Origin of the sequence: Roseivivax sediminis (assembly GCF_900112685.1) — a bacterium.
GTDB classification, from domain to species: domain Bacteria; phylum Pseudomonadota; class Alphaproteobacteria; order Rhodobacterales; family Rhodobacteraceae; genus Roseivivax; species Roseivivax sediminis.
The window spans coordinates 116,605-127,275 of record NZ_FOMS01000012.1; the positions used below are offsets into that span (position 1 = coordinate 116,605).

Annotated in this window: 14 protein-coding genes; 7 read left to right on the forward strand and 7 right to left on the reverse strand. The window is 66.5% G+C overall.

What is annotated here, in order from left to right; translation table 11 throughout:
- Window positions 1–116: 116 nt before the first annotated feature.
- Window positions 117–1,409, reverse strand: coding sequence for a capsule biosynthesis protein (locus tag F3H57_RS17705; RefSeq protein WP_149757500.1), 1,293 nt, complete (start codon window positions 1,407–1,409; stop codon window positions 117–119).
- Between the two features lie 111 nt (window positions 1,410–1,520).
- On the opposite strand from F3H57_RS17705, the gene F3H57_RS17710 reads away from it, so the two are divergent.
- The gene (locus tag F3H57_RS17710; protein WP_149757502.1) at window positions 1,521–2,108 is read left to right on the forward strand and encodes a riboflavin synthase; all 588 of its coding nucleotides are present in this window, start codon (window positions 1,521–1,523) and stop codon (window positions 2,106–2,108) included.
- 57 nt (window positions 2,109–2,165) lie between these two features.
- Here the strand turns inward: F3H57_RS17710 and F3H57_RS17715 are convergent, their stop codons facing one another.
- Window positions 2,166–2,357 carry a hypothetical protein gene (locus tag F3H57_RS17715; protein WP_149757504.1) on the reverse strand — a complete coding sequence of 64 codons (192 nt, stop codon included), beginning with the start codon at window positions 2,355–2,357 and terminating at the stop codon, window positions 2,166–2,168.
- Window positions 2,358–2,453: 96 nt separating this feature from the next.
- Between F3H57_RS17715 and F3H57_RS17720 the strand changes: the two genes are divergently transcribed.
- The 6 genes from F3H57_RS17720 to F3H57_RS17745 all read left to right on the forward strand — a co-directional run bounded on the left by F3H57_RS17720 (window position 2,454) and on the right by F3H57_RS17745 (window position 7,153).
- Entirely contained in the window at window positions 2,454–3,368 is a 915-nt protein-coding gene (locus F3H57_RS17720; protein ID WP_149757506.1) for a cation diffusion facilitator family transporter, read from the forward strand.
- A gap of 133 nt (window positions 3,369–3,501) precedes the next feature.
- On the forward strand, window positions 3,502–4,134 hold the full coding sequence (locus tag F3H57_RS17725) for an ATP-dependent Clp protease proteolytic subunit (protein WP_149757508.1): 633 nt from the start codon (window positions 3,502–3,504) through the stop codon (window positions 4,132–4,134).
- Window positions 4,135–4,295: 161 nt separating this feature from the next.
- Window positions 4,296–5,561 (forward strand): ATP-dependent Clp protease ATP-binding subunit ClpX, encoded by a 1,266-nt coding sequence (clpX, locus tag F3H57_RS17730; RefSeq protein WP_149757510.1) that lies wholly within the window; start codon window positions 4,296–4,298, stop codon window positions 5,559–5,561.
- 165 nt (window positions 5,562–5,726) lie between these two features.
- The gene (locus F3H57_RS17735) at window positions 5,727–6,236 is read left to right on the forward strand and encodes a PRC-barrel domain-containing protein (protein WP_223163122.1); all 510 of its coding nucleotides are present in this window, start codon (window positions 5,727–5,729) and stop codon (window positions 6,234–6,236) included.
- A gap of 165 nt (window positions 6,237–6,401) precedes the next feature.
- Window positions 6,402–6,785, forward strand: a complete 384-nt coding sequence (locus F3H57_RS17740) for an NADH:ubiquinone oxidoreductase subunit NDUFA12 (protein ID WP_149757512.1) — start codon at window positions 6,402–6,404, stop codon at window positions 6,783–6,785.
- The gene (locus tag F3H57_RS17745; protein WP_223163123.1) at window positions 6,785–7,153 is read left to right on the forward strand and encodes a DUF2155 domain-containing protein; all 369 of its coding nucleotides are present in this window, start codon (window positions 6,785–6,787) and stop codon (window positions 7,151–7,153) included. Before F3H57_RS17740 ends, F3H57_RS17745 begins: the two co-directional genes overlap by 1 nt.
- On the opposite strand, the gene aat is transcribed toward F3H57_RS17745, so the two are convergent.
- The 5 genes from aat to F3H57_RS17770 all read right to left on the reverse strand — a co-directional run.
- On the reverse strand, window positions 7,117–7,752 hold the full coding sequence (gene aat, locus F3H57_RS17750; protein WP_149757514.1) for a leucyl/phenylalanyl-tRNA--protein transferase: 636 nt from the start codon (window positions 7,750–7,752) through the stop codon (window positions 7,117–7,119). The two genes, F3H57_RS17745 and aat, sit on opposite strands and share 37 nt — an antisense overlap.
- Window positions 7,749–9,095: an acetyl-CoA carboxylase biotin carboxylase subunit gene (gene accC, locus F3H57_RS17755; protein ID WP_149757516.1), complete on the reverse strand. Its 1,347-nt coding sequence runs from the start codon at window positions 9,093–9,095 to the stop codon at window positions 7,749–7,751. The genes aat and accC overlap by 4 nt, the downstream gene beginning before the upstream one ends.
- Before the next feature lie 5 nt (window positions 9,096–9,100).
- Window positions 9,101–9,595, reverse strand: a complete 495-nt coding sequence (accB, locus tag F3H57_RS17760) for an acetyl-CoA carboxylase biotin carboxyl carrier protein (protein ID WP_149757518.1) — start codon at window positions 9,593–9,595, stop codon at window positions 9,101–9,103.
- A gap of 127 nt (window positions 9,596–9,722) precedes the next feature.
- A complete protein-coding gene (locus tag F3H57_RS17765; RefSeq protein ID WP_149757520.1) occupies window positions 9,723–10,172 on the reverse strand; it encodes a hypothetical protein in 450 nt (149 codons plus the stop codon).
- A 181-nt stretch (window positions 10,173–10,353) separates the two neighbouring features.
- Window positions 10,354–10,671 (reverse strand): AMP-binding enzyme (locus F3H57_RS17770; protein WP_449421243.1); only part of this gene is annotated, 318 nt, incomplete at its 5' end.

Below are 10,671 nucleotides of genomic sequence, written 5' to 3' on the forward strand. Positions count from 1 at the left end.
GCACCGGTCGGATGACGGAGGTATATGGCTGGCATGAAGCGCGGACCTCCGAGCTCGCAGCGCCAGCCCCCGGTCCGGTGCGCGCCGACGCCTTCCGCGGTCGCTGGCAGGACCTTTCAGGTCACCACGCGCAGGACCTGACGCGGCGTGGCCGTGCCGTGGCGCAGCGCGTCGTAGGGATCGTCCGGCGCCAGCATCATGTCGACCACCTGGCGCAGGAGCTGGCGCCGGCCGCGCGCGGAATAGAAACCGCCGGGAAGCTGGCTCGTCTCCAGCAGGTAACGCCGGTAGTCCTTGTAGGCGCGGTTGTCGGGACGCGAGGGCTGGGCGAAGAACTCCGCCAGCGGCTGGGTCGAGACGAATTCGGGCTTGGCATAGACCGCGTCGCCGAAGACCTTGAGCGGGATGCCGCGCCACAGTACCTGCTGTGCCGCGGTGGAATTCACGGTGACCGCCGTGCGAGCGTCGTTGAGAAGCTGCGCGAGCTTGCCGCCGCGCACGAAATGCACGCGGTCCGCGACGCCGTGCGCCGAGGCCAGATCCCGGATCGTGCGGCGCACGGGCACGCGGCCATCCTCCAGCGGATGGGCCTTGAACACCAGGTGGTGATGGCCCGGCGCACCCTTGGCGAACCCCTCGATCACCACCGACAGGAAGTCCGTCAGGGTCGAGAAGGGCGAATGCTTCTGGAAGCTCGAGTCGTGTTCGAGCTGCAGGAGCGCCAGGTGATACGGAAAGCCGCCCAGGCGGATGCGCGATTGCGCCACGGCCCGGTCGAGTGCCGTGTACGGCATCAGCATCAGCCGCCGCAGGTAGAGCGCGAATTCCTGCCGCACGCTGAGCGCGCGGTGCGGGCGGAAGGTGCGGTAGGCCCCGTTCCGGCAAAGCACGAAGAAATGATACAGCGCGCCGTAGAAGATGTGGTGGCGCATGTCGCCCCAATGCGCTGGCGGCAGCGGTGCCTCCATGTCCGACTGGGCCAGCGCCGCCTGCATGTCGGCGATCGACATCTCCATCAGCCGCGAATGCCCGTTCGACCCGCCGCGTTCGTAGCTTACCCAGTACGGGCGCATGTAGCCTTCCTCGAACACGTGCACGGTGATCCCGCTGGTGCGCGCCTGCGCCACCGCTTCGGCGTGGATCGGGCGCACGTCGCCGTAGAGAACAAGGTCGGTGACCCCTTTCGCCTCGATCAGGCGGGCGAAATGCCCGGGCCATGACTCTTGCGTGTCGGCATGCGAGATGTATGACGCGCGGTGCGGCCAGAAGGCGCGATCCCCGGCGTTGAAGCCGACGCGCCAGACCTCCGCCCCGGTCTTGCGCAGCATCGCGCCGAGCCGGTGGAAGAACGGCCCGTGCGGTCCCTGCAGGAACAGAAAAACCCGTCTCTCTCCGGTTGCGTTGGTCATGGGCTGCGACTATTCCCGAGGCCGTTCGGAGCGCCACGTTACGTGTGGAGTTCGGCGAAATTAAGGCCCGTGCGCCGGATTGGGGCGGGACAGCCCGAAAGGGGGCAGCGCATGTTTACCGGAATCGTGACCGACGTGGGCGAGATCCGCGATGTCGAGCAGAGGGGCGATCTGCGCGCGCGCATCGCCACCGCATACGACACCGCGACCATCGAACTGGGGGCGTCCATCGCCTGTGACGGCGTCTGCCTGACGGTGATCGGCACCGGCACCGACTGGTTCGACGTGGAGATCAGCGCAGAGACCGTCTCCAAGACCAATCTCGGCGCCTGGAACGTGGGCTACCGGCTCAATCTCGAGAGGTCGCTGAAGGTCGGCGACGAATTGGGCGGGCACATCGTGTCGGGGCACGTCGACGGCGTCGCCGAGGTTCTGTCGATCCGGGACGAGGGCGACAGCACCCGGGTGCGTCTGCGCGCGCCGGAGGCTCTGGCGCGGTTCATCGCGCCGAAGGGGTCGATCGCGCTCAACGGCACGTCGCTGACGGTGAACGAGGTCGAGGGCGCGGAATTCGGCATCAACTTCATCCCGCACACCAAGGAGGTCACGACCTGGGGCGCGGTGGAGGTCGGCGACCGCGTGAACCTCGAGATCGACACGCTGGCGCGCTATGTCGCGCGGCTCGCCGAGGCGGGCTGACGCCGTCGCCGCGCCAGCGCGACGGGGCCAGCGCAGCGATCGGCACGCGCCGCCGCCTCACGCGGGCGACGACATTCCCGAGACGAGGCCGAAGAGCAGGCCGCAGAGGCTCAGCAGCGACAGCGCGAGACCGATCGCGCTGCCGGCGCCGGGATAGGCGGCCGGCCGGACGGCGGCGATCTTGGCGAGCTGGTCGGACGCGCCCGGACCGGCGGCCCGAAGGGCGAAGATGGTGATCTTGGTGCGCAATGTGTCCCCTCAGGCCACGCGGACGGTGCGCGGCCAAGCCGTGCCCTTGATCGCGCGGTCCCCCTGGCCCTACCTCTTGCGCGTAACGGAGAGTCCATGCCCCACGATCATCATCATGCCCATGTGGGCCCGGAGGCGGGTGACCGGCGCGTTGCGGCCGCCGTTGGCGTCAACCTTCTGCTGACCGTCGTGCAGATCGTCGGCGGGCTGCTGTCGGGATCGCTCGCCATGATCGCCGACGCGATCCACAACCTCTCCGACGCCGCGTCGCTGGTGATCGCCTTCGTCGCGCGGCGCATCGCCCGGCGCCCGGCGGATGCGGCGATGACCTTCGGCTACGGCCGGGCCGAGGTGGTCGCGGCACTGGTGAACTACACCACGCTGGTGCTGATCGGGCTCTACCTCGTCTACGAGGCGGTGCTGCGCATCTTTGCGCCCGAGCCCGTGACCGGCTGGCTGGTCGTGGTGATCGCCGCCGTTGCGCTGGTGGTGGACCTCGCAACCGCGGCGCTGACCTGGGCGATGTCGAAGGACAGCATGAACATCCGCGCGGCCTTCCTGCACAACCTCGCCGACGCGCTGGGATCGGTCGCGGTGATCGCTGCGGGCACGCTGATCCTGCTCTTCGGCTGGACCTGGGTGGACCCGGTCGTGACGCTGGCCATCGCCGGCTACATCCTCTGGATGAGCCTGTCGGAGATGCCGGGGGTGATCCGAATCCTGATGCTGGGCGCCCCGCCGCAGATCGACGCCGAAGCGGTGGTCGAGGCGGCGCGCACGGTGCCGGGCGTCGCAGAGATCCACCATGCGCATCTGTGGCAGATGCAAGAGCATGCCGCCTCCTTCGAGGCGCACGTGGTCGTGGCGCCGGGCGCCTGGGACCGGGCCGACGCGATCAAGGCCGCTGTAAAGGAGCGTCTGCGGGAGCGCTTCGGCATCGCCCATTCGACGCTGGAGATGGAATGCTCGGCCCATGCCTGCGCTGACGTTCAGGTGTTCGGCGCGGCCTGAGTGTGGCGCCCGCGTGCAACGTCCGCTGCCACCGCTGAATCGCCGTGCGCCCCTTGCGGGTGCTCCGGGCCGTCACTAAGACTCCCTTAAAGCCGTACGGGCTACACTTTCCGGCAATTCGAGGCAGGCGACAATGACCGATCCGTTCGAGACCTACATGAACACGCTGGTGCCGATGGTGGTCGAACAGACCAGCCGCGGCGAGCGTGCCTACGACATCTTCTCGCGCCTGTTGAAGGAGCGGATCATCTTCGTGAACGGCCCCGTCCACGACGGGATGTCGTCGCTGATCGTGGCGCAGCTTCTGCACCTCGAGGCGGAGAATCCGTCGAAGGACATCTCCATGTACATCAATTCGCCCGGCGGCGTGGTGACGAGCGGGCTGTCGATCTACGACACGATGCAGTACGTGAAGCCGAAGGTGTCCACGCTGGTGATCGGGCAGGCGGCCTCCATGGGCTCGCTCCTGCTGACCGCGGGCGCGCCGGGCATGCGCTTTTCGCTGCCCAACAGCCGCATCATGGTGCACCAGCCCTCCGGCGGCTACCAGGGTCAGGCGACGGATATCATGATCCACGCCGAAGAGACGCTGAAGCTGAAAAAGCGGCTCAACGAGATCTATGTGAAGCACACCGGCCAGACACTCAAGAAGGTGGAAGCGGCGCTGGAGCGCGACCACTTCATGTCGCCCGAGGATGCGAAGGACTGGGGCCTCATCGACGAGATCGTCGAGAACCGCGAAGCCGCAACCGACACGGCCGGCTAGGCGTTAAGCACGTATGCGGGGGTGACGGTCCCGTGACAACATTTCGGATTGTGACAGGCAGCCCACTGTCCTAGTCTCCTCGTCAAGCTGTCGCTCCGCGGGCCGTGCGGGGCGACGGACAGAGGTGGCCGAAGACTGACGAAGGCCGGGAAAGGTTTGATATGGCGACGAACTCTGGCGGCGACAGCAAGAACACGCTCTACTGCAGTTTCTGCGGCAAGAGCCAGCACGAGGTTCGCAAGCTCATCGCCGGCCCGACCGTGTTCATCTGCGACGAATGCGTCGAGCTGTGCATGGACATCATCCGCGAAGAGACCAAGGGATCGGGGCTCAAGAGCCATGACGGCGTTCCGACGCCGCACGAGATCGCCAAGGTTCTCGACGATTACGTGATCGGCCAGGCGATGGCCAAGCGCGTGCTCTCTGTCGCGGTGCACAACCACTACAAGCGCCTGAACCACGCGGCGAAATCTTCCGACATCGAATTGTCGAAGTCTAACATCCTGCTGATCGGTCCGACGGGCTGCGGCAAGACGCTGCTGGCGCAGACGCTGGCGCGCATTCTCGACGTGCCGTTCACCATGGCGGACGCGACCACGCTGACCGAAGCCGGTTACGTGGGCGAGGATGTGGAGAACATCATCCTCAAGCTGCTGCAGTCGAGCGAATACAATGTCGAACGGGCGCAGCGCGGCATCGTCTATATCGACGAGGTCGACAAGATCACGCGGAAGTCCGAAAACCCGTCGATCACCCGTGATGTATCGGGCGAAGGCGTGCAGCAGGCGCTTCTGAAGCTGATGGAAGGGACCGTGGCAAGCGTGCCGCCGCAGGGCGGGCGCAAGCATCCGCAGCAGGAATTCCTGCAGGTGGACACGACGAACATTCTGTTCATCTGTGGCGGCGCATTCGCGGGCCTCGACAAGATCATCTCGCAGCGCGGCAAGGGGTCGGCCATGGGCTTCGGCGCCGATGTGCGCAACGTCGAGGACCGTAACATCGGCGAGGTCTTCCAGGATCTCGAGCCCGAGGACCTGCTCAAATTCGGCCTGATCCCGGAATTCGTCGGCCGTCTGCCGGTTCTGGCGACATTGGAGGATCTGGACGAGGATGCGCTCATCACGATCCTCACCCAGCCGAAGAACGCATTGGTCAAGCAATACCAGCGTCTGTTCGAGCTCGAGGACACGACGCTGACTTTCACCGACGACGCGCTGAGCGCCATCGCCAAGAAGGCGATCGCGCGCAAAACCGGCGCACGCGGTCTGCGGTCGATCCTCGAGGACATTCTGCTCGACACGATGTTCGATTTGCCGGGCATGGACGAGGTGACCGAGGTCGTGGTGAACGACGAGGCGGTGAATTCGGATGCCAAGCCGCTGATGATCTACGCCGACCAGAAGAAGGAATCGGCGACCGCGGGCTGACCGTTCCGCCCGGGGGCGATAGGCAGCTTATATACCCTTACGACGGCCGCGACTTCCGCGGCCGTCTTTTTTTTGTCCTGGAGCGTCTCTTTCGATTTTGGAACGTGCGCCGACTGCACGTGTTTCGGGGATGACCCGCAACGCAAAGGCAAAGGGAGCCACGTTATGAAAACGATGTTCGCAACCACCGCCGCCGCGCTTCTTGGTACGGTCGCCATGGCCGACAATCACAACCAGGAGGCCGACGCCTCCGGCAGCATGCAGTCCGAGTCCGGCAACGAGGTGCAAGCCGCATCCAATGACGGCAACATGGACAGCAACGATCTGTCGGCCATGCAAGGTCAACTGATCCGCACGACCGACATCACCGGCGCACCCATCTACACGACCAACGAAGCCCAGGACGAAGGCTGGGATCCGGATTTCACCTATGATGCCGTCGGTGGCGACTGGAACCAGATCGGCACGATCACCGATGTCGCGCTCGACCAATCCGGGAACCTGCGCGGCTTCGTCGCCTCGATTGGCGGGTTCCTCGACATTGGCGACAAGGACGTGCTGATCTCCGTCGAAGACGCGAACTTCGTGGCGGCGGACGATTATTCCTTCGTGACCCGTCTCAACGAGGAAGACCTCGAATCCATGGACAGCGTCAGCGCCGATTTCTGGAGCTGAGACGCGATATCCATCCGGGGCCTGCAGGGCCCCGGATTTGTTCCGGGGACATTCTCAGAAAACCGATTGCCCCCGTGCCGCGCGACCGCGCGTCGTTTTCTCCGACACCACTGGACCTATGCGCCGCCCTGCGGCATAACCGGCCCGTTCACAACGGAGTCGTCCATGGGCATCCTCAAGACGCTGCTGCAAGCCGTCACCTGGTGGAACGGTGGCACGCTGAACACTCTGATCTATACCCGCCGTAACGGGCAGAAGGTGGGCGAGGACGCACAAGGCAATACGTTCTACCAGACCAAGGACGGTAAGCGCCGCTGGGTGATCTTCAACGGCGAAGCCGAGGCGAGCCGGGTCGACCCCGACTGGCACGGCTGGCTGCACCACACCTGGAAGGAGCCGCCGACGGAACGGCCGCTGGTTCACCGGGCTTGGGAAAAACCCCACGTGGAGAACCTGACCGGCACCGCTCTGGCCTATGCGCCGAAGGGCTCCATCCGGCAGGACAAACCCGTGGAGCGCGCCGACTACGAGGCGTGGAGCCCCGAATAATGCGTCTGCACATGCTGGCGGGGGCCTTGGGCCTCTGGGCCGCGGCAAGCTGCGCCTCGGCGCAGCAGGCGACCGCGCAGGGCGGCGGAGCGGCACTCCGCGCGCTCGACAAGTTGACTGGTCAGGTGTCGGACGTCGAACTGGCTGCCGGGGGAACGCAGTCCGTGGGCCGGATCGAGATCGAGCTGGGCGAATGCCGCTATCCTCAGGGCGATCCCGCCGGAGACGCCTTCGCCTTTCTCACCGTGCGCGAGATCGGCGTGGCCGAGCCTGTCTTCCGCGGCTGGATGATCGCCACGGCCCCGGCGCTCAATCCGATGGATCATCCGCGCTACGACGTCTGGGTGATGCGCTGCACCACGTCCTGACCGCTGGCGGCCAGCGGGACGGCGTGAAAATCGGCGGATTGCGCCATCGCCTCCTTCAGCCGGGCATGATAGTCCGCGCGCGGGATCTCCACTCCGCCGAGCGAGGCGAGGTGCGCGGTCAGGAACTGCGTGTCGAACAGCCGGAACCCGGCGCGGTTCAGGTGATCGACCAGCCAGGCCAGGGCGATCTTCGATCCGTCGCGGATCCGGCTGAACATGCTCTCGCCGCAAAACACCGCGTCGAAGGTGACGCCGTAAACGCCGCCGGCCAGCGCGCCGTCCTGCCAGACCTCAAGCGAATGGGCGTCGCCGCGCGCGTGCAGCGCTGCGTATAACGCCGTGATCTCTTCGTTGATCCAGGTCTCCGGCCGATCGGCGCAGGCGGACATCACGCCCTCGAAGTCCCGGTCGAGTGTCACCTCGTAGCGGTTCCGCCGCAGCGTCCGGGCGAGACTGCGCGAGACGTGGAACCCGTCCAGCGGTAGGATGCCGCGATGACGCGGATCGACCCAGAAGATCTCGGGATCGTTGCGATGCTCCGCCATTGGGAAGACACCGACGCGGTAGGCCTGCAGGACGAGGTCCGGAGAGACCGTCACGCCTCGCCCTGGGCCAGCCATTGCTCCAGCCAGTGAATGTTGTAGGCGCCGGTTTTCACCGCCTCTTCCTCCAGCAGCGCCCGGAACAGCGGGATCGTGGTGTCCACGCCGTCGACGATCAGCTCGCCAAGCGCGCGGTTCATGCGGGCCAGCGCCTCGTCGCGGTCGCGGCCGTGCACGATGAGCTTGCCGATCAGGCTGTCGTAATAGGGCGGGATCCGGTAGCCGTCGTAGAGCGCGCTGTCGATCCGCACGCCAAGCCCGCCGGGCGCGTGGTACTGCGTGATCCGGCCGGGGGAGGGCGCAAAGCTCGGCAGTTTCTCCGCGTTGATGCGCGCCTCGATGGCGTGACCGTTGATCTTCAGGTCCTCCTGCGCGAAGGACAGCGGCGCGCCTGCGGCGACGCGGATCTGTTCGCGGACGAGATCGACACCGAAGATCGCCTCGGTCACCGGATGCTCGACCTGCAGTCGGGTGTTCATCTCGATGAAGTAGAACTCGCCGTTCTCGTAGAGGAACTCGATCGTGCCGGCCCCGGCATAGCCGATCTCGGCCACCGCGTCCGCGCAGACCTTGCCGATGCGCGCGCGTTCCTCGCCGCTGATCGACGGGCCGGGCGCCTCTTCGAGCACCTTCTGGTGCCGGCGCTGCAGCGAACAGTCGCGCTCGCCGAGATGTACGGCGCCGCCCTTGCCGTCGCCGAAAACCTGCACCTCGATGTGGCGGGGCGTGGTCAGATATTTCTCGATATAGACGGCGTCGTTGCCAAAGGCGGCCTGCGCCTCGGAGCGCGCGGTCTGGAAGGCGCGCTCGAGCTCGGCCTCGGTGCCGGCAACCTTCATGCCGCGCCCGCCGCCGCCGGCGGTTGCCTTGATGATCACCGGGTAGCCCATGTCCGCCGCCAGCTCGCGCGCGGTATCGAGATCGGCAACCCCGCCTTCGGAGCCGGGCACGCAGGGCACGCCGAGCGCCTTCATCGTCTCCTTCGCGGTGATCTTGTCACCCATTATGCTGATGTGTTCGGAGGACGGGCCGATGAAGGTCAGCCCGTGATCCTCCACGATCTGTACGAAGCGCGCGTTTTCGGACAGGAAGCCGTAGCCGGGATGGATCGCCTGGGCGCCGGTGACCTCGCAGGCGGAGATGATCGCCGGGATCGACAGGTAGGATTGCGCGGAAGGGGCGGGGCCGATGCAGATCGTCTCGTCGGCCATGCGCACATGCATGGCGTCGGCGTCGGCGGTGGAATGCACGGCGACGCTGGCGATGCCCATCTCGCGGCAGGCCCGGATGACACGCAGCGCGATCTCGCCCCGGTTGGCGATAAGGATCTTGTCGAACATGGGGCTCACTCGAGGATGACGAGGGGGGCGCCGTATTCGACCGGCGCGCCGTCGTCGACGAGGATCTGCTTCACGGTGCCGGAACGGGGCGCGGGGATATGGTTCATCGTCTTCATCGCCTCGACGATGAGCAGCGTGTCGCCTTCGCTGACTTGCGCGCCCACGCTGATGAAGGCGCCCGCGCCGGGTTCGGGTTGCATGTAGACGGTGCCGACCATTGGCGAGGTCACTGCGCCGGGATGCTGTGCCGGGTCCTCGGGTTCAGCCGGCGCCTCGGCCTGCGGCGCGGGGGCGGGTTGCTGCTGCGGCGGTGCCGGCGCGGCGACCTGCATCTGCGGCGCCGGCTGGGCCTGGGGCACTGCGCGGCTGACACGGACGCTGAGACTGTCGTCGTCGCCGTATTCGCGCTTGACCTGAAGCTCTGTCAGATCGTTGTCGCGCAGAAGTTCGGCGAGCGCCTGGATGAACGCCACGTCCGCGTCGTGCTGTCTGTCTGCCATGTGATCCTCGACCTTGTCTGCCCGGGTCCCGCGCGACGTGCCGCGGGTCAGGCGGCTTATAGGCGAAGGTCGGACGCAAGAAAAGCAGTCCGCTTGGCGGGCAGATGGGCTGCGAGATTGCCTGGCTTCAACGGCGCTCGGGTTCGGGGCTATCGGCCGTCGGCTCTGGGCGCGGCGCAGGCGCGGCGGCTTCGGGCTCCGGAGCGCTGTCGGTATCGGCATTCGCGCCCAGCCCCTCCGCCGGAGGAGCGTTGTCGTAGGCGCTGCGGGCGCGCGCTTCGATGCCGGGTTCGGGGGCGGGCGCCGGTGTCGAGCGCTCTGCCAGCAGGGCGGAGATGCGCAGTTGCATGATGGACGGCGGCGCCACGTGGTCGCCCGGGTCGTCGAGCGCGGCTTCCAGCTTGTCGGACGGCGAACCCGCCGCCGGTTGACGGTCAGGCATGTTGTCGGCGGTCTGGCTGTCCGTGGCGGCCTCGACACGTCGCGGATCCGGGGACCGGGGCGGGACGCCCGGCAATCCGAAGGGATGGCCCGAGACGATGGGGGCCGCCGGAACTGCAGGTGTGGTGATCTGCATCTGGCGGTCTCCGCGAAAGGATTTCGATTTCGTGATGTTACCATGAAACGGCGGATCGGCGGCGTGGATTCCGTGCACGTGGTAAACGTCGGGTTCACCTTGTCCGGAGATGCAGGAGCGCTCCGCCGACAGGGCAGGGAGATTGCGAGGGCCGCGGGGATACCCGCGGCCCAGCATCCCCTCAGCCCCTGTTTTCGCGGTGTTCGATGAGGTTGTCGACGACGGAGGGGTCGGCGAGGGTGGATGTGTCGCCGAGGGATCCGTGGTCGTTCTCGGCGATCTTGCGCAGGATGCGGCGCATGATCTTGCCCGAGCGGGTCTTGGGCAGGCCGGGGGCCCACTGGATGAGGTCGGGCTTGGCGATCGGGCCGATTTCCTGGCGCACCCAGGCCTGCAATTCGGCCTTGAGCTCGTCGGAGGGCTCGACCCCGTTCATCAGCGTCACGTAGCAGTAGATGCCCTGGCCCTTGACCTCGTGCGGGTAGCCGACGACGGCGGC